At 36.6% G+C, this 25,670-nt stretch carries 25 protein-coding genes; 12 read left to right on the top strand and 13 right to left on the bottom strand.

Annotation, left to right across the window (positions count from 1 at the left end):
• The first annotated feature begins 35 nt into the window (after window positions 1-35).
• From A3Q34_RS15365 to A3Q34_RS15345, 5 genes are all read left to right on the top strand, one after another.
• Window positions 36-1,082 carry a PhoH family protein gene (locus tag A3Q34_RS15365; protein ID WP_070376148.1) on the top strand — a complete coding sequence of 349 codons (1,047 nt, stop codon included), beginning with the start codon at window positions 36-38 and terminating at the stop codon, window positions 1,080-1,082.
• Window positions 1,082-1,540, top strand: coding sequence for an rRNA maturation RNase YbeY (gene ybeY / locus A3Q34_RS15360; protein WP_070376147.1), 459 nt, complete (start codon window positions 1,082-1,084; stop codon window positions 1,538-1,540). Before A3Q34_RS15365 ends, ybeY begins: the two co-directional genes overlap by 1 nt.
• 108 nt (window positions 1,541-1,648) lie before the next feature.
• Complete coding sequence (locus A3Q34_RS15355) at window positions 1,649-2,524, top strand: HlyC/CorC family transporter (RefSeq protein WP_070376146.1); 876 nt, start codon at window positions 1,649-1,651, stop codon at window positions 2,522-2,524.
• Window positions 2,525-2,529: 5 nt separating this feature from the next.
• Window positions 2,530-4,098, top strand: a complete 1,569-nt coding sequence (gene lnt, locus A3Q34_RS15350; protein ID WP_070376145.1) for an apolipoprotein N-acyltransferase — start codon at window positions 2,530-2,532, stop codon at window positions 4,096-4,098.
• Window positions 4,099-4,124: 26 nt separating this feature from the next.
• Window positions 4,125-5,786 carry an amidohydrolase gene (locus tag A3Q34_RS15345; RefSeq protein ID WP_070376144.1) on the top strand — a complete coding sequence of 554 codons (1,662 nt, stop codon included), beginning with the start codon at window positions 4,125-4,127 and terminating at the stop codon, window positions 5,784-5,786.
• 61 nt (window positions 5,787-5,847) lie between these two features.
• Here A3Q34_RS15345 and A3Q34_RS15340 read toward each other — a convergent pair whose 3' ends face one another.
• Window positions 5,848-6,816, bottom strand: a complete 969-nt coding sequence (locus A3Q34_RS15340; RefSeq protein WP_070376143.1) for a sensor domain-containing diguanylate cyclase — start codon at window positions 6,814-6,816, stop codon at window positions 5,848-5,850.
• Between the two features lie 2 nt (window positions 6,817-6,818).
• Window positions 6,819-7,928 carry a response regulator gene (locus A3Q34_RS15335; RefSeq protein WP_070376142.1) on the bottom strand — a complete coding sequence of 370 codons (1,110 nt, stop codon included), beginning with the start codon at window positions 7,926-7,928 and terminating at the stop codon, window positions 6,819-6,821.
• Between the two features lie 173 nt (window positions 7,929-8,101).
• Here A3Q34_RS15335 and tpx point away from each other — a divergent pair, with 173 nt between their 5' ends.
• Window positions 8,102-8,764: a thiol peroxidase gene (gene tpx, locus A3Q34_RS15330; RefSeq protein ID WP_070376141.1), complete on the top strand. Its 663-nt coding sequence runs from the start codon at window positions 8,102-8,104 to the stop codon at window positions 8,762-8,764.
• Between the two features lie 295 nt (window positions 8,765-9,059).
• Window positions 9,060-9,551 (top strand): Hsp20 family protein, encoded by a 492-nt coding sequence (locus A3Q34_RS15325; RefSeq protein ID WP_070376140.1) that lies wholly within the window; start codon window positions 9,060-9,062, stop codon window positions 9,549-9,551.
• Between the two features lie 136 nt (window positions 9,552-9,687).
• Here the strand turns inward: A3Q34_RS15325 and A3Q34_RS15320 are convergent, their stop codons facing one another.
• From A3Q34_RS15320 to A3Q34_RS15305, 4 genes are read right to left on the bottom strand one after another with little or no spacing between them, the layout of a single operon-like run.
• Window positions 9,688-10,923: an ABC transporter permease gene (locus tag A3Q34_RS15320; protein WP_070376139.1), complete on the bottom strand. Its 1,236-nt coding sequence runs from the start codon at window positions 10,921-10,923 to the stop codon at window positions 9,688-9,690.
• Entirely contained in the window at window positions 10,916-11,656 is a 741-nt protein-coding gene (locus tag A3Q34_RS15315) for an ABC transporter ATP-binding protein (protein WP_083278201.1), read from the bottom strand. The genes A3Q34_RS15320 and A3Q34_RS15315 overlap by 8 nt, the downstream gene beginning before the upstream one ends.
• A 33-nt stretch (window positions 11,657-11,689) precedes the next feature.
• A complete protein-coding gene (locus A3Q34_RS15310; RefSeq protein ID WP_070376138.1) occupies window positions 11,690-12,895 on the bottom strand; it encodes an efflux RND transporter periplasmic adaptor subunit in 1,206 nt (401 codons plus the stop codon).
• A gap of 14 nt (window positions 12,896-12,909) precedes the next feature.
• Complete coding sequence (locus A3Q34_RS15305; protein ID WP_070376137.1) at window positions 12,910-13,629, bottom strand: YIP1 family protein; 720 nt, start codon at window positions 13,627-13,629, stop codon at window positions 12,910-12,912.
• Between the two features lie 326 nt (window positions 13,630-13,955).
• Between A3Q34_RS15305 and A3Q34_RS15300 the strand changes: the two genes are divergently transcribed.
• The 3 genes from A3Q34_RS15300 to A3Q34_RS15290 all read left to right on the top strand — a co-directional run bounded on the left by A3Q34_RS15300 (window position 13,956) and on the right by A3Q34_RS15290 (window position 15,922).
• Window positions 13,956-14,936 (top strand): methylenetetrahydrofolate reductase, encoded by a 981-nt coding sequence (locus A3Q34_RS15300; RefSeq protein WP_070376136.1) that lies wholly within the window; start codon window positions 13,956-13,958, stop codon window positions 14,934-14,936.
• 73 nt (window positions 14,937-15,009) lie between these two features.
• The gene (locus A3Q34_RS15295) at window positions 15,010-15,714 is read left to right on the top strand and encodes a substrate-binding periplasmic protein (RefSeq protein ID WP_070376135.1); all 705 of its coding nucleotides are present in this window, start codon (window positions 15,010-15,012) and stop codon (window positions 15,712-15,714) included.
• A 16-nt stretch (window positions 15,715-15,730) separates the two neighbouring features.
• A complete protein-coding gene (locus A3Q34_RS15290) occupies window positions 15,731-15,922 on the top strand; it encodes a hypothetical protein (RefSeq protein ID WP_231907367.1) in 192 nt (63 codons plus the stop codon).
• On the opposite strand, the gene A3Q34_RS15285 is transcribed toward A3Q34_RS15290, so the two are convergent.
• Window positions 15,923-16,261 (bottom strand): HopJ type III effector protein, encoded by a 339-nt coding sequence (locus tag A3Q34_RS15285; RefSeq protein WP_070376133.1) that lies wholly within the window; start codon window positions 16,259-16,261, stop codon window positions 15,923-15,925.
• A 219-nt stretch (window positions 16,262-16,480) separates the two neighbouring features.
• On the opposite strand from A3Q34_RS15285, the gene A3Q34_RS15280 reads away from it, so the two are divergent.
• Entirely contained in the window at window positions 16,481-16,720 is a 240-nt protein-coding gene (locus A3Q34_RS15280) for a hypothetical protein (protein WP_070376132.1), read from the top strand.
• 236 nt (window positions 16,721-16,956) lie between these two features.
• On the opposite strand, the gene A3Q34_RS15275 is transcribed toward A3Q34_RS15280, so the two are convergent.
• From A3Q34_RS15275 to A3Q34_RS15250, 6 genes are all read right to left on the bottom strand, one after another.
• The gene (locus A3Q34_RS15275; protein WP_070376131.1) at window positions 16,957-17,874 is read right to left on the bottom strand and encodes an ABC transporter permease; all 918 of its coding nucleotides are present in this window, start codon (window positions 17,872-17,874) and stop codon (window positions 16,957-16,959) included.
• Entirely contained in the window at window positions 17,871-18,731 is an 861-nt protein-coding gene (locus tag A3Q34_RS15270) for an ABC transporter ATP-binding protein (RefSeq protein WP_070376130.1), read from the bottom strand. The genes A3Q34_RS15275 and A3Q34_RS15270 overlap by 4 nt, the downstream gene beginning before the upstream one ends.
• A complete protein-coding gene (locus A3Q34_RS15265; RefSeq protein WP_070376129.1) occupies window positions 18,728-19,084 on the bottom strand; it encodes a GntR family transcriptional regulator in 357 nt (118 codons plus the stop codon). The genes A3Q34_RS15270 and A3Q34_RS15265 overlap by 4 nt, the downstream gene beginning before the upstream one ends.
• 248 nt (window positions 19,085-19,332) lie before the next feature.
• A complete protein-coding gene (locus tag A3Q34_RS15260) occupies window positions 19,333-19,722 on the bottom strand; it encodes an acyl-CoA thioesterase (protein ID WP_070376128.1) in 390 nt (129 codons plus the stop codon).
• A gap of 134 nt (window positions 19,723-19,856) precedes the next feature.
• A complete protein-coding gene (locus A3Q34_RS15255) occupies window positions 19,857-21,335 on the bottom strand; it encodes an FG-GAP repeat domain-containing protein (protein ID WP_070376127.1) in 1,479 nt (492 codons plus the stop codon).
• Window positions 21,336-21,882: 547 nt separating this feature from the next.
• Window positions 21,883-22,767 (bottom strand): alpha/beta fold hydrolase, encoded by an 885-nt coding sequence (locus A3Q34_RS15250; protein ID WP_070377207.1) that lies wholly within the window; start codon window positions 22,765-22,767, stop codon window positions 21,883-21,885.
• 295 nt (window positions 22,768-23,062) lie between these two features.
• Here A3Q34_RS15250 and A3Q34_RS15245 point away from each other — a divergent pair, with 295 nt between their 5' ends.
• Window positions 23,063-25,513, top strand: coding sequence for a DUF748 domain-containing protein (locus A3Q34_RS15245; protein WP_070376126.1), 2,451 nt, complete (start codon window positions 23,063-23,065; stop codon window positions 25,511-25,513).
• The last annotated feature ends 157 nt before the right edge of the window (window positions 25,514-25,670 follow it).

Raw genomic sequence — 25,670 nt, 5'->3', positions numbered from 1 at the left:
GATTAAAACCTTAGCCTATAAAAACGGATATAAATTTGACTACAAGTATTAGCAAACAATTTGACTTAACACCGCTTGATAATAATCGCCTAGCGAACTTATGCGGTTCAATGGACGATAACTTGAAAACCATTGAACGTCGCCTTGGTGTTAAAATAAGTTACAGCAGCAATGCATTTAAAGTGATGGGTGAACCCGCAAATTGTGAAGCCGTCATTGTCTTGCTTAAGAATTTATATATTGAAACAGCAACCGTAAAAAATGAGCTAAAAGAGATCACAGAAAAAATGGTCCATCTTGCTATTTTAGACGCTAAGGTGCTTGAGCAAGAACCCACTAAAGTTGATGTTGACTTCGACAAGTTAGTGACTATAAAAACCAAACGTGGTGTCGTCAAGCCTCGTAATCCAAACCAACAAAGTTATGTACATAACATTATGAGTAATGATATTAGCTTTGGCGTTGGTGTTGCGGGTACGGGTAAAACCTATTTAGCCGTTGCTTGTGCTGTTGAAGCTCTAGAAAAACAAGAAGTTAGACGAATTCTGTTAACACGCCCAGCCGTTGAAGCGGGTGAAAAATTGGGATTCCTTCCAGGTGATTTATCACAAAAAGTGGACCCTTACCTGCGCCCATTATACGACGCACTCTTTGAAATGCTGGGTTTTGAAAAAGTTGAAAAGCTTATCGAGCGCAATGTCATTGAGATTGCTCCTCTTGCCTATATGCGCGGCAGAACATTAAATGATGCTTTTATAATTCTTGATGAGAGTCAAAATACGACCGTAGAACAAATGAAAATGTTTTTAACCCGTATTGGCTTTAATGCCCGTGCTGTTATCACCGGTGATATCACCCAAGTAGATTTACCACGTGGTGCTAAATCAGGATTACGTCACGCGATTGAAGTACTTGACGATATTCCAGGCATTAGTTTCAACTACTTTGAATCAAAAGATATTGTCCGCCACCCGGTTGTGGCAAGAATTGTTGATGCATATGATGCTTTTGAACAAAAAGAAAAACGTTTAAAAGATGAAAAAAGAAATAAAGCGGCACTTGATGCTATGGCTAATCAATAGTGGCAACACTACTCGATCTTCAACATGCTTGTGATGCCAAAAATTTACCCAGCAATGAACAGTTTCAATCTTGGGTAAATATCGCTTTAAATAATGATAAAACGGATTTTGAACTTACCATTCGTCTCGTTGACGTTAAAGAAAGCCAGTCTCTGAACTTACAGTATCGTGGAAAAGATAAACCGACCAATGTTTTATCATTTCCTTTTGAGGTACCAGCAGAAATTGAACTAGACTTACTCGGTGATTTAGTGATTTGTGCTGACATCGTCGCCCAAGAAGCCAATGAACAGCACAAAGCCCTGCATAATCACTGGGCTCATATGGTGATTCATGGCTGCTTACATTTATTAGGTTACGATCATATTGATGAGGTTGAAGCCACAGAAATGGAAGCACTGGAAACAAAATTACTTAAAGCACTCGATATATCTGATCCTTATATTATAAATGAATAAATTTATCCTTTATAATTCATAGATAAATAACCACTTACTACTTGAATTTACTTTCGATTGATTAGAAAATAAGCAACAAGTTAACCTTACAGGAAATAAATAAGCTCTATGAGCGATGACCACCCCCACTCTAGCAACGGCTCTGCAAATCGATCGATACTTGATAAAATAGTACAGGTCTTTACCGGAGAGCCCAAAAGTAAAGACGAATTGGTTGATGTATTAAATGACGCTGAAGACCGCGACTTAATAAAACCAGAAACCAAGTTAATGATCCAAGGTGTATTAGAAGTTTCTGATATGCGAGTGCGTGATATTATGATCCCAAGATCGCAAATGGTCACGCTTGATATCAACGATCCGATTGAACATTCTTTACCGATCATCTTAGAGTCTGGTCACTCTAGATTTCCTGTTATTAACGACGATATTGATCACATTGAGGGGATTTTACTCGCTAAAGATCTGCTCGCTTACGGCTTTGGTCAACAAGAAGAATGCATCATAGCCAAAATAATTCGTCCATCGATTATTGTTCCAGAAAGTAAAAGAGTTGAACCGTTATTACAAGAGTTTCGTTCGCAGCGTTATCATATGGCAATTGTTGTTGATGAATATGGTGGCGTTTCTGGTGTTGTCACCATTGAAGATATTCTTGAATTAATTGTTGGTGAAATTGAAGATGAAACAGATGATGAAATTGAACTAGATATTAAGTATCTTGCCGGTAATGTTTATCAAGTTAAGGCATTAACAGAGCTTGATGACTTCAATGAATATTTTAATACTGAGTTTGATGGCAACGATGCCGATACGATTGGTGGTGTAGTGTTACATCAATTTGGCCATATGCCTAAAAAAGGTGAAATAATGACGATTGGTGATTTTGAATTTAAAGTCACCGCTGGCGATAATCGCCGTATCCAAAGCTTACATATTACGATTCCAAAAGACCATAAAATCAATGGAAAGATAGTCGACTAACCTCAATGGCGATCAAAACACTAGGCACTCGCCTACTAAAGCGACTACGCGACAACTTATTTAATAAGCGTAACTGGCTCAGCTTCATTGCTGGGCTTAGCTTAGTGCTGGCCTACGCACCATTTTCATTATGGTGGCTGATGCTTATTGTGCTGCCGTTATTTCTCTATTCTATTAATGGTACTGATGTAAAAACAGCCACTAAACAAGGTTTCATCTTTGCACTTGGTTGGTTTGGTAGCGGTATTAGTTGGGTGCATGTCAGTATCGATCAATTTGGTGGTTTACCACTATTTTTCTCACTATTATTGATGGTGTTATTGTGTTGTTATTTGGCACTTTATCCAGCACTTGCTTGTTATTTATCAACGAGGTTTGCGCCAAAGAAACAATTCTCACTGTGGTTACTGCCACCCTGCTGGCTTATTTCAGAATATTTACGTGCTAACATCTTGACTGGTTTTCCCTGGCTTTCAATTGGCTATAGCCAAATCGATGGTCCACTAGCGAGTTTTGCACCACTTATTGGTGAAATAGGGATAAGTGCTTTGCTGCTGGTAATCAGTATTGCGGTTATAAATGTTGTAAATAACAGCTATCGCAAGACACATATACTCTTATTGATTGCTGTGTCACTCTCTGCTTATTTATTAACGAATGTTGCTTGGGTAACACCGACCAGCAAAACAATTACCGCTGCTTTAGTACAAGGTAATGTTGAACAATCAATGAAATGGCAGCCCGAAAAAGAGTGGCCCATCCAATTAAAATACCTAGATCACAGCCGAGAAAATTATGATGCTGACATAATTGTTTGGCCGGAGTCAGCAGTAACAGCATTAGAACCCGCTGCACAAGACTTTCTCAGCATGGCCGATAGATCTGCCGCACTCAATGATAGTGCTATTATTACCGGTATTTTAGATTACAAATACCAATCAAAAACCTATTTCAATTCACTGATTGTCATCGGTAAAAAAGAAAGCAACGACGATACTGGGCATTACCGTTATAACCATAGTAACCGCTATTATAAAAACCACCTGCTACCCATAGGTGAATTTGTACCTTTTGGTGACATATTAAGAAAAATTGCGCCAATATTTAATTTACAATATTCTTCTTTCACCCGAGGTGACTATATTCAACCCAACCTTGTTGCTAAAGGCGTTCATCTATTACCACTTATTTGTTTTGAAATTGCTTTTCCTGAGCAATTAGCTGCTAACTTTACCGACAAAACTGACATTTTACTCACGGTTAGTAATGACTCTTGGTTTGGCGATTCACATGGACCTCACCAACATTTAGACATTGCTCGCATGCGCGCTCTGGAATTTGGTCGCCCCCTGCTACGCGCCACCAATAATGGTGTAACCGCTATCGTTGACCACCAAGGAAATATTCAAGCCACACTGCCACAATTCACCGACGCTGTGCTTAAAGCTGACCTTGAACTCGTCCAAGGAAAGACTTTTTATAGTCAATATTGGCAACTTATTCATTGGTTATTACCATTAATACTATTAATTTTATTTTTCTGCCTTTATCCTATGCTCAATAAAAAAACATAAAAAACAATAGTACCTAGGATTTATTTATGAAAGTATTGACTAAACACCTGTCCACTTTAACCTTATTTTTACTAACCTCTACCAGTTTCGCCTTCGCACAAACAACTCTTATCACCAATGTTCAAGGCTATACTTTAGCTGACCAACAATTGAAGCAGTTTACCGCTATTCAATTTACCGATGATAAAATTGATAAACTTTTTATCGAGGGTGAAGTACTACCTAAATCCGGACAGATGACTGTTATCGATGGCCAAGGTAAAACACTACTTCCGGGCTTAATTGATGCTCATGGTCATATATTAAGTTACGGCTTAAGTTTGATGCAAGCAAATTTACTTGGCTCACTTTCAGAAGAATCAGCAGTAAAGAAAGCCGTAAATTATGCAAAGGCAAACCCAGATATTACTTGGGTACAAGGACAAGGCTGGAACCAAACTCAATGGGAAAACACTCAATTTCCAACAGCAAAATCTCTAGATAAACACTTTCCTAACAAACCCGTTTTCTTAAGACGTGTTGATGGACATGCGGGCTGGGCCAATACTAAAGCGATGGAGCTTGCCGGTATAACATCAGCGACACAAAGTCCAACAGGTGGCGATATAATTCGTGATAACTCGGGTCAACCTACAGGTATTTTTATTGATAATGCCATGGATTTGATTACTAAAAGTATTGCCCCTTTGACCAAGCAAGAACAAAAATTAGTCTTAAAAAAAGCGCTTAATAAATTGGTCTCTTTTGGTTTAACCAGTGTTCATGATGCCGGGATTTTTACTGATAATCTTGAGCTATTCAAAGAATTGAGTAATGAAAATGCCCTCCCTATGCGTGTTAACGCTATGTTGTATTTACCCTCTGAAAATTGGCAGGAAACACTCAAGCAAGGACCGTTCACTAGCCGTGATAACATGCTTAATTTTAATAGTGTGAAAATTCAAGCCGATGGGGCTTTGGGTAGTCGTGGCGCCTCTTTAATTGCTGATTATTCAGACCATGCTGGTCATAAAGGTTTGATGTTACATGATAAAGAAAAGTTAACCTTGTATATGAATACTGCGATGAAGGCAGGTTTTCAGGTTAATACTCATGCCATTGGTGATAATGCTAATAAAGTGGTTCTAGATTTATATCAACACCAAATAAAAGCAACAAATACCGAAACGCTTCGTCATAGAGTTGAACATGCACAAATATTACAATTAAGTGATATTCCTCGCTTCGCTGAGCTCAACATTATCGCTTCAATGCAAGCAACACACGCAACCAGTGATAAAAACATGGCTGTTGACCGAATTGGTGAAGAACGTATTTTAGGTGCTTATGCATGGCGTAAATTGATGAATGCCAAAGCTATAATCGCCGCAGGCTCAGATTTTCCGGTGGAATCTCCTAATCCATTTTTTGGTTTGCACTCTTCAGTCACCCGTCAGGATCATCAGAACCAACCGAAAAATGGCTGGTTCAGTGAAGAAAGTATGACACGCATAGAAGCCTTAAGAACTTTTACTATTGACGCGGCTTATGCAGCACACCAAGAAAATATTTTAGGGAGCTTAGAAAAAGGTAAAAAAGCTGACTTTATTTTATTAGAAGGTAATTACTTTACAGAAAACCAACAAGATATCTGGAAGAATAAAGTCATAGCGACTTGGGTAAATGGAAAAAAAGTTTACGCTCATTAAAGTAAATACTTTACATAAAAAAAGCCCGTAAGGGCTTTTTTTATTAGGTATTTGTAACGAACTAAACTAGTTGCTTAGGGTGCAAGCCTATTTGATTACGGCCATTATCTTTTGCTCTGTACATAGCAGCATCAGCACACTCAATCCAAGCTTCATAACTTTCAATACTAATGTCTATTTCAGCAATCCCCATACTTACCGTGTAGTTAACATCAATGTCATTATATTTCACCACAGATTTTTCAATCTCTTCTCTTAATCGTTCAGCAAATACTTTACCATTATCTAACGGTGTATCCGCTAATAATATAACAAATTCCTCACCACCGTAGCGCCCCGAAACATCGGTTTCACGCACATGATGACGAATAAGTCCTGATATATGGCGAATAACTTCGTCACCAACAACATGGCCATAGGTATCGTTAACCACTTTAAAATGATCAATATCAACCATCACTAAGCAACTAGGGTTTTGACTACGGATCCAACGCTTGTATTCCGCTTGCAAGCAATGCTCCCAGTGTGTGCGATTAAACAGTTTTGTTAGGCCATCAGTTTGACTCAAAATAGCTAATTCTTTATTCGCCTTAACTAAGTCTTTTTTATGAGAAGCATTATCAGTTACATCATAAATAATGAGACATAAATGAGTCACTATTCCTGTCGCTGACATCAAAGGAATAAAAGTCGTATTTTGATACATATAATCAGCCGCCCCTGTGATAGGACGATAATTTTGAAACTTAAACAAATAAGGACGTTGTTCCCAAATTGTAAAGGCTTTATTTTTTAGTAAGAATACGGATTCAGCTTTGCGCTTAAACCATGCTTCAGGTATTTCATCAAACAAAGGGAATAGCACTTTATCTTTCACTTCACGGGGTAACAGACCGCTGTGATTCTCCATAAAACCATTCCATATTTGCACTTTATAATCTCTATCTAGTACAACCAATCCCACATCGATGGTGTGTAACATTTCCATTAACCAATGTAATTCATTTATTTGTGATGTTTCTAATGACATAGTTAATCCAGTAAGTAAGAGATTTTATTATTGAGTGTACGCATAGACTCTTCGGTAAAGAGTAAGAGTAAATCACATTTGATTGAATAGTCTTCAATACTATAGCTAATTTCGATAGCTAAGGTACGCTTCCATTTTTTAGAGTTGGTCGCTATCAACTCAGATATTTTTTTATGTTGACCTAAAACAACAGGGTGGCCTTGGCTAAAAGGCATATCTAGTTGGGCAGAAACACCATTTAAACAAGCACCAATAAGCACATTGGCTAAATCCATTAATAATTCAAGCTCAGTACTTTCATCAACTTCATACTTATAATTCATTAATGAAGCAACATCTTTAAAACTGGAGTCATTTAAAATAAGTAGTGCTTCACCAGAGATACCCGCGCCAATAAATCCTTGGCAAATTCCCGAAGTACTTTCTTGTTCTTCTACATCAGAGAGCGCCATACTCAGTTCACTAACTTCAATTAAATTGACATTAGGAATGGGGAGAACAACAAATACATCAAGTAAACGCGCTAATAAATCTCCTGCTTGTCCCATAGCGACGTTGGCTATTTCTTGGTAGCAGTCTCGAAGTTCAGGGTCTAAGAAAAACGCTTCATCTGATTGTTCCCTTTCAGTACTAACTGTCTCTGCCGCCTGCGTTAGTGGTGCCAACTCACTATGTTTAGGAGCTGGAGCTATCACCGGCGGTTTTTCGATTTCAACGGGTAAAGATTTTTCTTCTTCGCTGTCTTGGGTAAAAATACCGTAAGCCAATAATATTTCTGTTAGCTTGGTTTTATTGACTGGCTTTTGAATAAAGTCTAGAGCACCTAAGCTCGTAACACGTTGGTGTGCTTCTGGCTGTATATCGCCAGAAATAACAATCACCATAGTGTTTAAGTCTTCTTTAATAATAGTTTCAAGGACTTGGTAACCGTCCATCACAGGCATATTTAAATCAAGTAAAAGTACATCACCTTTACCTGCTTTTATTGCTTGAATGCCTTCTTCGCCGTTAGTAGCAAAGCTTATCTCGACATCCCAATCATCAGGTAAAGAACGTGCTACCTGCTTACGCGCCATATTTGAGTCATCACAAATTAACAAGGGTATTGACATATTTTCGTTATTCCTATTCTCAGATAATAGTTGTGGTGATGATTTTTCAACATTTTACTGTTTATCTATAAATAACAATAGATAATATTTGAAATAAAGCACTAAATAATGGCTATTTTTTATCGCCAAAGTTAACATCTCTCTATCCAAAATTTTTAAGCGCGCTTAACATTATGAAATTTTCAACCGTATTTCTTACTTTTTCACTGATTCTAACTTTAAATAGCCTGAGTATTTTTGTGGCATCCGCAAAGCCACTTGCTGAAGATAATTTACAACAAACAACTGACTTAGTTAAGGCAAATAACAAATTCATCACATTATTAGGTACACAAGTTGATGTTGGTCAAAAAGCTCCTAATTTTAAAGTGGTTAATGCCAGCTTTGTGCCAGTAACTCTCGAAGCATTCTCAGGAAAAAATATTCTTATCTCTGTGGTACCAAGTTTAGACACTGGCGTCTGTGCCTTACAAACAAAACGTTTCAACGAAGAAATGGCTAAATTACCCCAAGACATTGTTGTGTTAACGATTAGCAATGATTTACCTTTTGCGCAAAAACGTTTTTGTGAAGCAGAAAGTATCGATAAAATAACGGTCTTATCTGATTCAGTGTGGCGTAACTTTGGCAGTAATTACGGCTTACTCATTAAAGATATGGGCTTATTAACGCGAGCGATATTTATTATTGATTCATCAGGTGTGATCGCTTACAAGGAAATTGTTGCTGATATTTCAAAGCACCCTAATTATGAATTAGCGCTTTCGACTATACAAGCATTAAGCCCAATTGAAGCACTAGATATGGAAACGGTTCAAGAGAATAATGAAAAATAATAAATCATTGTATTTCAGCAATTTAAATTAAAAATAATTTTAATTTAAATTTAAAACTTGAAAAACAAAACATCGCGCCCATCTTTATTAATGTAGTCGCCACAAGATAAACGGGACTACATTAACCGCCTGTTCAATATTGAAAGGCACCTTAAATCTCTGAGAATAATAATTTCAGCCTAGCTATATCGCGACTTTATGTTGGTTATAGTAAGCACAGAAATATTCAAAAGAGATACCATATTGCTAATACCCTTACATCTCAATTATGGGTATAACTAATAGGATATGAATTATGCGTATACAAACAGATATCAGCCCACTTTACCGTTCATTTATTGGCTTTGAGCACTTAGCGGGTTTAATTGAAAAAGCGTCTCGTACAGACAAGCAATCATCTTACCCCCCTTACAATGTAGAATTACTTGCCGAAGACCAATATCGTATTACTATGGCTATTGCTGGCTTTGCCGATGAAGATCTTGAAATTGAATCAAAAGAAAACACCTTAATCGTTACCGGTACCAAACCTGTCAACGATAATGGTTCACCAAGAAACTTTGTACATCAAGGTATTGCTGAGCGTAACTTCGAACGTAAATTTCAACTCGGTGAACATGTCAAAGTCATCGGTGCTTTTATGGAGCATGGTTTGCTACATATAGATTTAGAGAGAGAAATACCTGAAGCGTTAAAACCAAGAAAAATTGCGATAAATGGTAAAAGTTTACTGCAACCACGTGCTGCTTCAAGTACTAACCATTCGATAGGAGCAAACGAAAGCTAAACTTTTATTGATTATGTTTCTCCCTTATATTTTTTGCCCAGTCTATGACTGGGCTTTTTTTTGTTTAAGAGGTATAAAATATAAAACGTTAATAAGCTCTTTAATTACACAATTATATCGCTGTAACACATGTTAACTACTCATAACGTAGCGCATCAATAGGGTCTAAATTAGCCGCTTTAGCTGCTGGAATAATACCAAATAACAGCCCAACGCCTGCACTAAAACCAAACGATAACATTATAGCCCACATAGGTACTTCTGCTGATGGTAAATCAATAAGGCTACTCACCAAAGCACCAGCACCATAACCTAATGCCAAACCAATTAAACCACCCAGTAAACATAAGAACACAGCTTCTATAAGAAACTGCAAAAGTATATCTACACGCGTTGCTCCAAGTGCTTTTTGAATACCTATTTCGCGCGTACGTTCAGTCACAGAAACCAACATTATATTCATAATACCGATGCCACCCACTAGTAACGAAATACCAACCACGCCACTAAGCACCATAGTGGTATTCGAGGTAATATCATTGACTGTTTCAAGCATTTGTTCTGCGGTACTAATTTTAAAATCATCCCCCGTATCTTTAGATAAATTATGATTTCGACGTAGTAAGTTTTTAATATGCTGCTTGATACTATTAAGCTGACTAGCATCGTCTACTTGCAACGAAATACTAATATCTGGCTCTTCAGCACCGCCTAACAAGGCTCTTGTTGTTGTGTATGGTAAAAGAATAAAGTCATCTTGATCAAAGCCAAAAAGTTTACCACGCTTTTCTAACACGCCAATCACTTTAAACCACTCACCGCCAATCATAATATACTGACCAACAGCAGAACCTTTTATTTCAAGTTTGTCTATAATCGAGTCCCCTAACACAGCTACTCGACGTCGAGACTTATCATCATTAATATTAAAAAAGCGCCCCGTTTCAGGAAAGATGCCATATAGGGATTGATAACTAGAACCGGTTCCTACAACACGTGTTGCCGTTGACTCTCCTTTATACTGAACGACGCCATTCGGACCTGTAGCGGCAACTGTTGGAGTGATATGGCTAATGCCTGAAACTTTATACTGGATTTCTAAAAAGTCACGGTAACTTAATTTGGCAACTTTGCCTTGAAGACGTTCTTTTAGCGGCGTAAAAGCATTAATACTGACAACATTAGTGCCCATATCGTCGAATTGCGAAGTAATACTGCTGCTTAATCCTTGTACGACAGAGACAACAGCAATCACTGAGGCAACACCAATAATAATACCTAAGGTTGTTAAAAAACTTCGAAAACCGTGAGCACGAACCGAATGTGCAGCTGAACGAGTACTCTCAACAACTTTAAAGAAAACACTAGACATTAGCACTCTCCTTTATCAGTTGCTGCTCTTTATAGTGCTGTTCAATATTTGGATTTACTGAATCAGCAACTAAGCAGCCATCAGTTAAGCGTATTACTCGCTGACAACGATCGGCTATTTCCTGTTCATGGGTAACAATAATTAGGGTTTGACCATCTTGGTAAAGCTCATCAAACAGTGCCATAATTTCCATTGTGGTCGCTGAATCTAAGTTCCCGGTAGGTTCATCTGCTAATAAAATCGCCGGTTCGGTGACTAATGCCCGAGCGATAGCGACACGCTGACGTTGTCCACCAGACAACTGGTTCGGTAAATGGTCAATGCGGTCCTTTAAACCGACGCGGGTTAAGGCTAGCTTAGCCTTTATTCGGCGTTCTTTGATTGGCATGCCTCGATATATCAATGGTTGCATGACATTTTGTAAAGCACTTGATCTGGGTAATAAATTAAAACTTTGAAAAATAAAGCCAATTTCTAAATTTCTAATGCCCGCCAGAGTTGTTTCATCAAGCTTAGCTACATCTCTGTCTTTAAGTTTATATTCACCACTTGTTGGATAATCTAAGCAGCCAAGAATATTCATCAAGGTCGACTTACCTGACCCCGACTGTCCGGTAATAGCAATAAAGTCATTATATTGAATATCGAGATCAAAATTATTGAGTGCATAAAACGCTTGATTACCCATTTTATAAAGGCGAGCGATATTTCTTAATGAAATAATTGGCGTGATCACTTTTTTTTCTTGAGAAATGTTAGACATCATTTATGCCTCTTTATCGATCACTTTCACCGACTGAGCATCTTTTAATTTACCAAGTGCTCTTGCGGGTCCAGTGATCACTGTATCACCTACTTTTAGGCCCGAAGTGATTTCTTGTAAGCGATCATTTGAGATACCTAGCTCAACATTCTGCTTTACCGCCTTACCATCAATAAGCACAAATACGTGGTCAACATTATCTGCAAGCGCTTCGTTATCGCTTTCATCGTCTTCTTGAACGCTCTTTCCTTGTGTAGCAAAAATGACTGACTCACTGGGTACCGCTATCGTTTTACTTTTACTCTGGGTATATATTTCGGCGCGACAACTCATGCCAGGTCGAACGGCGATAGTATTTGAGTCAGACAATAATATTTTAACTTTGAAGCTTAAACCTTGTCGTCCTTGTGCGCGCTTAGCTGTGGTGGCAATGCTCTGAACTTGCCCCTTAAGTGCTTTATCCGGAAAGGCGACCGCAAAGATATCGGCTTGCTGTCCAACAAGAATATTTGCAATATCAGCTTCGTCGACCTCTACTTCAATGAGAATAGAAGAGGGATCAGCTAAAGTAATTAAATTCGATCCTGAAATATTTGTGCTGCCACTGATGGCTGTTTCGCCTTGTTTAATATCAACTGACGTCGCAATACCCTTTATAGGAGAACGAAAAACGGTTTTATCTAAACGCTCTTGTGCCTTATCAAGTGTAGCTTGTGCTTGCAGTAAAGATTCTTGACGAGAACGTAAATCAATTTTTGCTAACGCGTACTGATTGTCGATAAGTTCATAAGCGTCACGGTCAAGAATTTTTCGCTGATATAAGTCATGTTTGCGCTGCCATTGAGATTTTAAGTTTTCAATTTTCTTGCTTTGATGCTCGATGGCAATCTTTTGAATACGAACAAAAGCGGCTTGTTGCTCGACATCAGCACGGAAAGTGCGAGGTTCAAGGCGCATTAATACTTGTCCTTTAGTCACCTCATCACCTTCTTCTATTAACATTTCACTAACTTGGCCAATAACTTCAGAGCGTAACTGAACCTGCTCTTTATAAACTAAAGTGCCTGAGGCCAAAATTGAACGTTTGATATTTTCAGCGGCAACTTGCTGAACTTTAACTTCTAGTGTCTGTGATTTACCTGTTTTTTTAAAATAAGCCAGACTAACTAGCCCAATAATGACCGCAATTATAATCAGTGTTTTTTTCATCAATCAGTTCTCTATTAAGCCGTAAACAGGAGGAATAAAGCCCAACCGCCAAAGATAAAAATCTGCGGTGCAGCTGCAATGATTAATGATTTTTTACTGTCAATATTTAGCCAAGAACCAAGGCCAATACTGGTAACGGCAATCATCCAAAATGTAAATAAGTTAATGGCTTCAAGAAAGCTGTACCAAGCGTTGCTCGGTTCTACAGAAAATAATAAGCTATTTAAACTTGTAGGTTGTAAATCTTGCATTGAAACCATGCCATCAGAAGAGAAAAAGATAACAAGTGCACTGAGCAATACCGATACGAAAGCAGGAAAGCTTGCCCACCAAGTGAATGCAAACCATTGAGTAAACTTATATTCACTACTTGCGCTTACTTTAGTAGCAATATGATAGTAAATAGCGGTAAGTGTATTTATAACGATGAAACCTATTGTGCCACCAATAGCCGTTGTCCACAGCATAGTGTCTTTTTCATAGAAACTCCCTATTGCTTTAAGTTCGTCATCAGTCATTGGTTTTGATGCGGCAGCCTGATTAAGCATAGTTTCTTTAAGCCAAGCAAAATCAACAACATTAAAATAATACAAGAATAAAACGAATGTTGAACTCGTCAGTAAGACAAATGGTAACCATGACCAACCTTTTTTTTCTTTAATCGTGTCAAAAGCTACGGTGGGTGAAAGTATTGTGTCCAAGCACGCTTGAAATGGGTTTGCAGACATTTTCATAATGTTCTCTTTTGTTAGTTTATTTTTATAGTTAAATTTAAAAATTGAAAATCTATTCTAAGTCTTCTATTTAAAGCGAGCATTAAGCTCAATTGAATATTGGGGCATATCTTCCTTAATATATAACTTTAAGCGTGAGTGTTTTGTGGTTTATAGAACAGTTAGTCTTATAGAATTAAGATTTATTACAATTAATTTTAATTATTTATCAATATATACAAATTATTTTTTTATCAACAATAAAATATGAATATCACAAAGATTTATTTTTACTAAGAAGGTATTATAATCTCACAGTCTTATCAAAATTACGGTATATAAATAAAGTGAACAAAGGTTCAGAATTAAGAGCTCGCTATAACGATAATACACGCGGCGTCTATTTTATTGGCACAACCCCCCCTAAAAGTGATACACCAGCAGAACAAATTGAAATTATTGCTAATAAGCTGCTTGAACGTGTCAGTGATATCGATTTTGATGGTTTGATTGTTTATGATATACAAGACGAAAATTCGCGTACCAATGTACCGCGTCCTTTTCCTTTTAAATCAACATTAGATCCCCGTTATTATTCATCATTACTGCAGAATCAATCTCAACGACCTGTGATCACTTATAAAAGTGTTGTTCAGTCAAGTAACGATGATTTTGATCAATGGGCAAATGAAGCTTGGCACACGTATGGCATTCGTGACGTTGTTCTTGTTGGTAGCCCTTCGCAAAAAAACACGATTTCATTGCCACTTGCCAGTGCTTATAAAACCTTAGTTGATAATAAAAATGATTTCTTTATCGGTGGGATCACCATTGCAGAACGTCATGCAAATAAAGGTAATGAACATACTCGGTTGATAGAAAAACATCAACAGGGCTGCAATTTCTTTATTTCTCAAGCTATCTATAATCCACAAGCCACTATAGATATGTTGACGCGCTATGCGATTGAATGTCAGCAGCAAGGATTAAAGCCTCAGCGGATAATTTTAACATTTTCACCTTGTGGCAGTAAAAAAACACTCGAATTTATTGAATGGTTAGGTGTTAGTGTTCCTGAAGCGACTAGTCTACGTATTCTTAATGCGGAAAAACCACTATATGAATCTATTCGCATCTGTTTAAATACTTTACAACAAATACTCGATGCTGTTTTACCCTACGATTTACCATTAGGGTTAAATATTGAGAGTTTAACCAACCGTAAAGAAGAAATTGATGGCTCAATTTTATTATACAAATTACTGCGTTCAACCATGGAAAACTACTTGTCCAAACAAGAACTCGAGCGATTAATTCATCAGAAATAAGAATTTAAGCACAAACTATTATTTTTGTTATAATCAAAGTAGAAGAAAACCGTAACAACGAGTCTTTTATAGCATGAAGTGGATTTGTATTTTATTGTTTATCAGCTTAAGCGCCCAAGCCGAAACGATAAGGGTGGCACTTTCCTTCGATGGAAACCCTCCTTATTCATTTGGTGAGCAAGAGCACCGCGGTATTTATGTCGAGGTGTTTCAAGAGATATTTAAACTAACCCCTTATCAATTAGAGTTTGTTTATCTCTCTTCTGCACGAGTACGCTCTAGCTTTACCGGCGGTAAAGTCGATATCGAATGTTGTCCTATTGGCGCGTGGCGAGCAAACGAAACGGCCATTTCTGTCTATAGCCAACCGCTATTTAAAACTGAAGACGTATATGTATTTCCGCAAGGAAAATTAAGAAATATCGGTCCGTTAGCAGACGAAACCATTGCAACGATCAACGGTTTTGGCTACGCTTTTGATACCATTTTCACCCGCTATAATGTAGAAAGTGAACTGAAATTATTAAAGCTTATTGAAGGTAATAGGTTACCGGTCGGCATTGTCGATCGAACCATAGTTAACTACCTGAGTAGAAGTCATCAGTTAACCGTTGTTATAGGTCAAGTTCATGAACATTCCCTACGCCCGTTACGTATACATAAATCTAAAGCGCATATTGTGCCTATTATAAACCAAGCTATTAATCGCTTAATAAATAATGGAAAAATAAGTGCTATAGTCAGTAAATATACCAGCACGTTAAAAGAAGAAAATTAAGCCATTGAAATTAATTATGAAAACAGCGTTTGATAATTTAAGAAACAATCCGCTCCATCAATACCAAAGCGACACTAATGGCGAAAAACAAGTCGTGAAAGTTTATTTTGGAGAGTCACTTATCGCCAAAATGATCAAACTAAAAAAATCTGTTCGATATTTTGGCGTAAAAGGTTATCAGAGTTACTTATCCGCAGACGAAATTTAATTAAGAAAGCGCGACACCTGCAAACGTAATACCTTGCCAACCTTGCTTTATAAAGGTTCGAATATTGCTGTGATCGTCACCCATAGGATTTAACAGTACATCTTTTCGGTAATATTCGCCGAAACACGCTAATGTTGCCTGTTCAGATAAATCATGTAACTTTGCAAAAGCAAATATTTTACACGACCCTTCATTAGTTCCTGATTCATTCATTAAGTCATCATTACTAAAGGCACATGGTTGATAGTGATAGTTAGCCGATATTACCGCCATTACTTCACTAAATTCTATCTGTTCAGGTTTAGTTGATAGCTGTTTAAGTAAGTCATTTAATTGCATAGTATTTCCTTTATGAATTCTAAAAAGTCGTAAATCGGCCAGCATTATATAAGTAAACCTGTGGCACAGCTAAAAAACTGATTGTAAGGCCAAGTTGGTAGCCATTTTTTCCTTTTGAAATCTAATGTAACATTTATGATTGGCTTCTATGTAGAGCGAATAAGATAACTTTGCTAAGCTTATTATATTAAAATCAAAGAAAGTTAAAAAGGCTAAATTATGAAATTATTTCAAAATAAAGAGCTGCAAGGACTCTGTTTATGCCTTGCTGTAATGGGAGTAGCCTATGCACTGTTGTTAATGCTATTAATTATGTTTACGGGGATAAAATTATATAAAACAGTGATTATCGTAGTCACAATTTCAAGCATACTTTTTACGCTAGGCCTTAATAAACAAGTTAAAAATCGCTTAAGACAACAAATTGAAACTTTATTTGCAAAGAAAGTTATCGTCTAAATTATTTATCACGCTATAGACTCTGCTATAGCGTTTACCAAACACTTTCCTATTCAAACTACTATTAATTCATTCGCCAAATATAATATCAGCCTAAGTTCACCTAGTTATTGTTCGGTATTAAAGTAAATGCTATTAACCCACAAAAAAAACTGCGCCATCAACATATAATATGTTGATGGCGCAGTTTGTTGCGGCTGAAATTAATATGTTTAAGTTAATATGCTTAAATAATGTTACACCTCAGCTTTATTCTTTCTTAACCAATATGTGCCATAAAGTAATGAAATACCCACTAATACACTTCCTATATTTAATTTAGTAATAAGTGCCCGTAATGGTACCGTTCTGGCAAAATTTTCTTGCCCTTGCACAGATTCAACAAATTGTGATGAAAGTGAGAAATACTCTAGTAATAAGCTACCTATATAGGATTGCGATAAATGGAAGTAGTGCACGACAAAACCTTCCACTAATAAAACAACGGCCACAGGTAATATTGCCCATAAAAATGGGGCTTTCTTCGCATACATAGACGCTAACATTAACCATGCAAACAAAGGTAACATCCAAATAGCAAGGGGAATAAGGTGTAACCAAATAAGTGATACACCACTTAAAATATCAGCATCAACCCACAATGCCCATAAGCTAACATCGTAACCAACCGACAATATAATACAAACTAAAAACGCTAACAAAAGAATCAAGCACAAAGTAGCGGTTGCTGCTCCTAAAAATATAGCTGGAATTGCCAAGGCTCCAGTAATTAATTTGGCAATAATTGCGGTGACATCAGAAACAGGTAACGAGCGCCAAAACATAATAGATAAATCTCTGCGCTCATCAAATAGACAGACAGTAAAGTAATAAAGCTGAATAATTAACGCCACCACTAAAAAGGGTGCAAATAAAGAAAGTGCCATTACAAAGAATAACTTAGGGATCATTGGCGCATGCTCAGCAGAAAAAAACTGTTCAGGGAATGTCGTTAAAAACTGAAATAAGTCACTAAAACTTTCATTACTTTGCATAAAAATAGCGAGAGGCATCACGATGACCAAAGCAGCGATAATCATGGGCAGCCATTTTAGAATATTACTAAATTCCCATAATTCTTTTTTAATTGAAGTTGTTAATACTTTCGTGTTCATGAATATATCTCCTTGGTCATCACGCCAACAAAAATGTCAGCTAAACTCGGTACGCTTATTTTACCCAACGCTTGTAAGTCCTCATTTTTTTGATTGTCAAAAAGCATGGTGGTTAAGCCCATTAAACTATTTGAAAAGAGCGGTTTAAATTGCTTTGCTTGCTCGATATTGTCCTGAGTTACGGTTAACAATGTAAAACGTTCACGAATATTTTCAGTGCTTTCAGCTATAACTATTTTACCTTCTTGAATAAAGGCAACATCTGTTAAAATATGCTCAATTTCTTCAATCTGATGCGTAGTTATAAGAATACATTTATCTTCCGTGTAAAAGTCTTCTAATAAGTGCGTATAAAACTGTCTACGGGTTAAAATATCTAAACCCAACGTTGGTTCATCTAAAACAAGCACTTTAGCGTCTACAGCTAACACTAAAGATAAATGTAACTGAGTAACCATTCCTTTAGACAAGGCCTTCACTTTATCATTCATATCGATATTAGTTTTTGCCAGAAATGTACGTGCTTTTTCAATATCGAAATTAGGATGAACATCATTCATATAGCTTAATGCTTGAGTAACTTTTAACCATTTAGGCAATATAGCGACATCTGAAATATAGGCGACATCGTTAAGCATCTTTTCACGGTCTTTTCTTGGATGATGGCCAAGAACATTAATATCACCTTCAAATTCAGTTAAACCTAGCAACGATTGAAGACATGTGGTTTTACCGGCACCATTAGGACCAACTAAACCAACAATTTGTCCTTTATGAATACTTAAGCTCACATCAGACACAACATGTTTCTTACCGTAAGATTTGTTTAAGCCCGTTATAGAAATTAATTCATTCATAACTTATCTCCTGTTATCAACTGCTCAGCAGAAAGTTTTAATCGCGTTATTTGTTTTAATATTTCTGGCCATTGCTGAACCAAGAAAGTTTCGCGCTCTCGATCAAGCATTATCTCTTGCGCTCCTGATTTAACAAATAAACCTTTTCCACGCTGTTTTTCTACAACTTGTTCATCCTGTAACATTTGATACGCCTTAGAAATAGTAATTGGATTCACTTGATATTCTGCAGCCACTTTTCGGACTGATGGCAATGCTTCGCCTTCTTTGATATAACCATCAAGAATACGAGCAACAACTTGCTGGTATAACTGCAGGTATATCGGTTTTTCATTATCCCACTGAGGTGTCATAATATTTCCTTGCGGTAGTTATGCTTAAGTTCTCTGATTTATGCTTAAATAAAACAATACAGGTGTTATACACCACCAACACACCGACACACAAGAAAAATATCTAGATAAAAGAATCTACATATGTAAGCAAACATTTTAAAATGATTTTTTAGGGGAATAAATTAATAAAAAAAGCTAATAAATCAACAGGTAATATTGATTTATTATGACAGGGATATTTTGATGCGAATCTAAAGTGGCGTGATTTATTCTGCTTCTTGAGCTTGTAAAGCTAATAAGGTTTTTCCATGTGGGATAGGTGCTTTAGTTTCAGGGTCGACTTGTACAAAGACAATATCATCAGCTAAACAGATGGTCTTTTTAGTAATTTTATTACGCATTAAGCAAGTGATTGTTATTGAAGTTTTACCCACACTTTTGGTTGATAAACCAAACTCAACTACATCACCCTGCACGGCTGGTGATTCAAAATTTATCGCACCAATATGTTTAGTCACTAAGCAGTTAGTCTCTAATTGACAAATAGCAAAAATAGCAGCTTCTTCATCAATCCAGGCTAATGCACGGCCACCAAAAAGTGAGTTTGCATAGTTTAAATCATTAGGAAGAACCAATCTACGGGATAAAAAGCGCATAATGTGACCTTAAAAATTGTCATGGTGTTATTTATGGCACCATGACATTGCTAAAAAAAGGGAAGGCTTGTGATTTGCTTGTAGCAAATCACATTGGCATTAACCCTTGATAGTATAACGAACTTTAGTGTTAATTAACTCGCTGATAACCATAATGTCAGTTTATTTTCACCCACTTCTTTCTCTTCATCTTCATCATAGTGCGTGCCATATAAAAAGAGGATGTCTGCTTTACCATCATTATTAAAATCTTTAATTTCAGTACGGACACTTTTAGGTAAGGAGATTTCATAATCAGCGCCACGTTTAGCAAATAAACGTTTGCCTTTAGCCCCCGAGTAGATGGTAAATTCTTTATCATCTGTTTTAAGGATCAGGTCGTTAATGCCATCACCATTAAAGTCGCTAACATCGGTTAGTGCCTCACCGTCACTGCCAGAATTAATTGCTATTTCAACTTCATTTTCATAAATAGGCTTTTTTACATACTTACCGTTTTTTTCCAACTTATAGAAGCGTAAATCCATATCTATAGCACCAGACATTGCCGACATCATAGTACCTATGCCCATTTCAACACTTAAGGTGTAATAATCTTTCAAGCCATCACCATCAACATCTTTAAACTTTATCATACCTTCACCATCAAAAGTCGCATGACCATCAGCTTCCTTTTTGTAGTGCATCAGACCATTTTCTATGGACCCATAGCGTATCATTAGGTGATTAGTTCTAGACATCATGCCTTCTCGTACTGACTCTTTAGTGACAATGTCAACGAGCCCATCACCATTGATATCTTCAATGGTTTCAAGGTTTACAGAAGCACTTTTTTCGCCTTGCTGTTTTTTTATCCTAGAATTCTTATTTTCTAAATGTGCATTTAAGTTAATAACCATGGGATTAATATCAAATAACTGAGCAGGCGTTTGAGCAAAGACCATCAATTGATCATCAATTTGGAAGGCGATATCTTTTTTGTCATCGTGATTAAAGTCAGCATGGTAAAAATTTTGAGGGGTAAATGACAGACCACGTCCTGACTTTTCAATACGAGGTGATATGGCGAAGGATTGATGAGTAAATTCTCCCGTAGCGCTTTGCAAATATATGTGAGTTGTATCTAAACTATGAGTAATAAAATCGCTTAGGCCATCCTGATTAAAATCTTGAACAAAATCACCAAAGTTTACCTTAAAAATACCTTGGTATTTGTATAAAGTATCAACATCTATCAATTTACTGATGGTTTTATTTTCTATATTGTAAGACATCACCGCATTAGTTGTTAAGTAAACAATCACTTCACCTACTTGCTTCGCCAATGTTGCTTGATTAAAGAACTGTGCATTTTCAGGAATATCAATAATCTGTGCTTGTTCAACTAAACCACCCTCACTGATACGGGGATAATAACTAAAGCGGTTATCATCATGAATAAGAAGATCAACATCACCACCTTTCTCATTCAGATACAGCAACTTCCCTGTTATTTTGTGTTGCGAACTTTGCTGAGATTTATTAAAATTTAATTTATTAGCTTTTGCTAAAAGTAGAGGAGAAGCTAAAGTCGTTAATAATAAAACCATCGTTATTGTTGCTATCTTTGACATAATAATCCTTTGGTGTCTGATTTATTGCTAGCCTTTATACCCATCTAAGTGAACACAAAGATATTGAACTAATATTGATTACAAATGATTAACATAGTTCAAATTTAATAGCATTATCCTCTAATACCAAGTAATAAATTGTAACAATGGTTGTTTTTACAAAGGAGAACTACCTGACCTATCATTAAATAAGGATGAGTTGCACTTGTCGTTATGTTGATTTTATTTTTTACTAGGATTATTCAACAAAGTATTCTTTTTAGGATCAAGACTAGATAAATACCTACCACAAGGTTGTTCATTGATAACCTGGTTGTTTTTCTTATTGCCGCATTTATATTGTCGGTGGGAGGGGAGAAGAATAGCATTACCCTTTACCCTTGCAGCATTCAGTAAAGGCGGTTGCAGCAACTTTTTAAGCACTAAAATTAGGCTAAATATCTACACTGAATGAATAACATTATTGGTTTAATAAGGTCTTGGGTAAAAGGCTATTTGTATAACCACTTAGAAAACGCCCTAACGGTTCGGTCAGTCAGTCAGTCAGTCAATGAGACTTTAACCATTTAACTAACTGCGGATAGTGATCAATTCTAGCATTAGGATGAGTAAGAATATTAATATGATCGTAATTTTGCATATTCCCTGAAGATTTTGACAGCAAAGTAAATTTCGCTTTCGGATTATATTCTTGAATGAAAATATTAACATCACTGGCATGTCCTAATACTTTATCTTTACTGCCAGTAAAGTGCCATGTTGGGGGCCAATCAACAGACTTAGCTGCTTGAAAGTAATCAAAACCATCAGTCGTATCATGCCAAGCACTTTTTTTAACCCAAGCGACGCTATCGGCTAACGATTGTTCGGTTTCATTATCAGAGCCAATGCCATGCTTTTTAGCATCTAAAAAGCCTCTGTTCCTTGCCAATTTAGGGGCGACATTATTCCAAACAATATTCACTTTAAACATTTTTTCTAAACTTTTTACTGTCACCATGCGCTTGGTACCAAAACAAGTTTTACTACGTATACGTTCAATTATTTTAGGAAATCTGGCCAGCGTACTCGCCAATAAAACCCCTCCCCAGGAATGTGCAACAAGATGAATTTTTTGTTGTGTGACTTGAAAAATATAATTTATAAAACGGGGAATATCTTCAGTGATCGCTTCAAATTGACCATGTACAGCATGCTCATCAATACGGGGTGTGCTTTCACCACGGCCACGTAAATCGGCGACATAAACATCAAACCCCTGTTCTGCTAAGTAACATGCTAGACCTTTACCTTTTTTAGTATAGAAAATAAGGCCATTTTCAATCGCACCATGCAGCATAAAAATAGGCGCCCCACCCTTTTTTTGCCAAATATGCCTTAAATGAAGTTGGTGATCTCCATGAGATAAAAATAAAGATTCTTGATTTGTCATAGGATTATTAAAATATTCGTGAATAGAAAAAAACAAAGGTCAGACCAGTGGATAATCAGCATACGGTGTTGGGTACTGTTGAGCAACAAAAATAACTTAACACTTGGATTACGGGCAAGATCCTAACCATAAGACTAGACAGTCGATTAAAAAGTCAATAACCTACTCCAATTTACAATATTATTGCCGTTAAGCATCATTTGTGTAACAAGAACATGATGCAAAAGTATTAAACATCTGCTTTATTTAATGAATAATAATTTTAATAACAACTGCTCCCTAAATTAGGAAATTTATGTCTTCTTCGATAAAAACCTTAGCTAAAGCAATTAAGTTTGTCGGCTTATTTATTATTGCTCTTTTGCTAATTATCTGGCTCTCTTCGCCATTTGTTAGTCGACATTACCTAACTAAATACCTTAATGAGCACCAGCTCACCCTAGCTGATAAAACAACCATACGTTATAACCCTTTTTGGTCGAATTTAAATATACGAGAACTAGAAATAGTAAGCGTAGAAAATAGCGACAAGCCCCTTATATCGTTAAAATCTTTAAACGTTACGTTGAGTTTGTTTAAACTATTAACTGATACTTTATTTGTTTCAGAGTTTGCTATTGATGGCTTATATCTAGATGTTAATTTAAATGGTGAGGCACCCGTTATTGGTGGCTTTGTTATTGCCAATAATTCAAACGAGACTAAAACATCCGTCGAAACACCTGCAGCACAAACAACAGATTTAGCAAAAGATTCAAATAATGAGGTTGCCAATAATTATCAAGTTTCATTACCCTATTTTAGCCTTTCCAATGCTACTTTTAATGTTGGTATTGAACAAAGCCAACAAGAATTTATCATTAATTCACTTGTTATAAAAAATGTACTTGCCTCGACAAAAACACAACAAGCAGAGCTTGTACTTAATGCCTTAATTAATAAGGCCCCTTTGCTTCTAAAATTAAATGCCGATTTGACTTCAGAACAGCGTAAAATAAGCTCTGAAATAACCTTATCTGAATTAACACTCGCCCCATTACAGCCGCTGCTAACCGCTAATATCCCCGAGCAAGAACCACTAACAATGCAAGGTTCTATCAGTATTAATAGCAAACAGTCTATTTCTCTCTCTTCTGCTGTCACCGACATTAACGTTGAAACCTTTGAGTTAAAAGCAACTGACTTTAAAGCGACACAAAAAAACAAAACGGTTGCACTTAATATTTTCCCACTAACTTTAGAAAACTTTTCTATGGCGCTTGTTAATGAACAAGCACCTAAAATAACCGGTACCGCTTCACTAAATATTAATGATTTAAAGGCTTATGAAGGTGAGGGCGCACAACTATTGGCTAAAATATCAGCAATCAAACTTGATGATATTGCGGTGACTACAACAGAGTCATTAATAACCGCTAATATCAAAAATTTGATTATTGAGCAAAGTCTATTTGCTGAAAATACCACAGATGATTTCCCTCCTTTAGCCCAATTCAAAAACCTAAGTATTAATGATGTAACTGTGTCGCAGCAGGGGCTATTCATCGATACAATTAACCTTTTAGGTTTAACTATTGATACCAACTTAGACAAAGAAAAAAATATTACTGGCTTACCCACTTCACCAAAAGATCAACCGCCTGTTGCCGAGCCGATAGCCAAAACAATTAATTCACCAAAAACCATTGAGGGAGAGGCAGGAAGCGAAGAAAAATTATTTTTATTGTCACTCAATTCTTTTTCATTTGGTGATACCGCCGGTATTACTTTTATTGATCGCAGCACAAGTCCGTATTACAAAAGATCATTTAATATCACAACGTTTAACGCTGGCCCTTTTGATAACCAAAAACCACAGCAAGAAAGTAATTTCACCTTAACCGGTAACAGTGATAAATACGCTAATTTCAACTTATCTGCCGTTGCTAAACCTTTTAGTAAAAAAGACTATTATAAATTGAATGGTTTCTTCAAAGAGGTCAGTTTGCCTTCATTATCGACTTATATTGCGCAAGCACTTAACTACGAACTTAAAAGCGGTCAGCTTGATGTCAATCTAGATGTAACCGTTGATGATAAAAAAATTGCTGGCAAGACCAAGTTATTTTTAAGAGGTGTGGAGCTAGGTGCAGCAAACGATCATGAAACAGGCACAGTGAAAAGCCAAACATCGATACCTTTTAACATTGCCTTAGGGATGTTAAAAGATGGTGATGGCAACGTAGAGCTAGATATTCCGTTGAAAGGTAGCACTGATGATCCTTCTTTTGGCATGAGTGGTTTTATTAATTTACTGGTAAAAAAAGCAACGATGTCTGCTGCTAAAGAATATTTGATCACTACCTTTGTGCCTTACGCCAATGTAGTTACTGTTGCTATGTCTGCGGGTGATTACTTATTAAAAGTTCGTTTTAATGATTTAAACTTTCCAATAAAAGAAACACAATTAACGGCTCAGCAAAGCCAATTTTTGGCTCAATTTTCAGCCCTGATGACAGATAAGCTCGATACACAATTAACCTTGTGTGCTATTGCAACACCAGAAGACATTGATAAACCGTTAGGGACTAAGATTACCGACATAGATGATATAAAACAATTGGCTGAAATTTCTGGGCAGCGCCTTGAGGCTTTTAAAGATTATATGGTAAAAGAGCACGGCATCGCCTCTTCTAGGCTGTTACTTTGCTCACCAAAAATAGACTCTACTAAGGGTGCTAAACCAAGAATTACCTTTACAGACTAACTATTTTATTAGCGAATAAAAAAACGCTGACACGTAATGTGTCAGCGTTTTTATTTATCTATTAGGAGATTATCGCAAGTGCCTTTATTAAACGTTTCTCTACCAAAATTAAATTTACTTTCCTTGAGGAATAAAGCCGTTAATTTAGCGTTGAAAT

The organism is Colwellia sp. PAMC 20917, assembly GCF_001767295.1.
GTDB lineage: Bacteria > Pseudomonadota > Gammaproteobacteria > Enterobacterales > Alteromonadaceae > Colwellia_A.
This window is presented reverse-complemented; position numbering and strand designations above follow the sequence as displayed.

Excerpts from the sequence above, each read along its gene's own strand:
- A3Q34_RS15335 (WP_070376142.1), bottom strand. The coding sequence starts at position 7,928 with ATGTCAATACCCTTGTTAATTTGTGATGACTCAAATATGGCGCGTAAG.
- A3Q34_RS15295 (WP_070376135.1), top strand. The coding sequence starts at position 15,010 with ATGAAGTGGATTTGTATTTTATTGTTTATCAGCTTAAGCGCCCAAGCC.
- A3Q34_RS15355 (WP_070376146.1), top strand. The coding sequence starts at position 1,649 with ATGAGCGATGACCACCCCCACTCTAGCAACGGCTCTGCAAATCGATCG.
- A3Q34_RS15280 (WP_070376132.1), top strand. The coding sequence starts at position 16,481 with ATGAAATTATTTCAAAATAAAGAGCTGCAAGGACTCTGTTTATGCCTT.
- A3Q34_RS15250 (WP_070377207.1), bottom strand. The coding sequence starts at position 22,767 with ATGACAAATCAAGAATCTTTATTTTTATCTCATGGAGATCACCAACTT.
- A3Q34_RS15260 (WP_070376128.1), bottom strand. The coding sequence starts at position 19,722 with ATGCGCTTTTTATCCCGTAGATTGGTTCTTCCTAATGATTTAAACTAT.
- tpx (WP_070376141.1), top strand. The coding sequence starts at position 8,102 with ATGAAATTTTCAACCGTATTTCTTACTTTTTCACTGATTCTAACTTTA.
- A3Q34_RS15310 (WP_070376138.1), bottom strand. The coding sequence starts at position 12,895 with ATGAAAAAAACACTGATTATAATTGCGGTCATTATTGGGCTAGTTAGT.
- A3Q34_RS15340 (WP_070376143.1), bottom strand. The coding sequence starts at position 6,816 with ATGTCATTAGAAACATCACAAATAAATGAATTACATTGGTTAATGGAA.
- A3Q34_RS15325 (WP_070376140.1), top strand. The coding sequence starts at position 9,060 with ATGCGTATACAAACAGATATCAGCCCACTTTACCGTTCATTTATTGGC.
- A3Q34_RS15285 (WP_070376133.1), bottom strand. The coding sequence starts at position 16,261 with ATGCAATTAAATGACTTACTTAAACAGCTATCAACTAAACCTGAACAG.
- A3Q34_RS15345 (WP_070376144.1), top strand. The coding sequence starts at position 4,125 with ATGAAAGTATTGACTAAACACCTGTCCACTTTAACCTTATTTTTACTA.
- A3Q34_RS15305 (WP_070376137.1), bottom strand. The coding sequence starts at position 13,629 with ATGAAAATGTCTGCAAACCCATTTCAAGCGTGCTTGGACACAATACTT.
- A3Q34_RS15290 (WP_231907367.1), top strand. The coding sequence starts at position 15,731 with ATGAAAACAGCGTTTGATAATTTAAGAAACAATCCGCTCCATCAATAC.
- A3Q34_RS15255 (WP_070376127.1), bottom strand. The coding sequence starts at position 21,335 with ATGTCAAAGATAGCAACAATAACGATGGTTTTATTATTAACGACTTTA.
- A3Q34_RS15265 (WP_070376129.1), bottom strand. The coding sequence starts at position 19,084 with ATGACACCTCAGTGGGATAATGAAAAACCGATATACCTGCAGTTATAC.
- A3Q34_RS15270 (WP_070376130.1), bottom strand. The coding sequence starts at position 18,731 with ATGAATGAATTAATTTCTATAACGGGCTTAAACAAATCTTACGGTAAG.
- A3Q34_RS15320 (WP_070376139.1), bottom strand. The coding sequence starts at position 10,923 with ATGTCTAGTGTTTTCTTTAAAGTTGTTGAGAGTACTCGTTCAGCTGCA.
- A3Q34_RS15245 (WP_070376126.1), top strand. The coding sequence starts at position 23,063 with ATGTCTTCTTCGATAAAAACCTTAGCTAAAGCAATTAAGTTTGTCGGC.
- A3Q34_RS15275 (WP_070376131.1), bottom strand. The coding sequence starts at position 17,874 with ATGAACACGAAAGTATTAACAACTTCAATTAAAAAAGAATTATGGGAA.
- lnt (WP_070376145.1), top strand. The coding sequence starts at position 2,530 with ATGGCGATCAAAACACTAGGCACTCGCCTACTAAAGCGACTACGCGAC.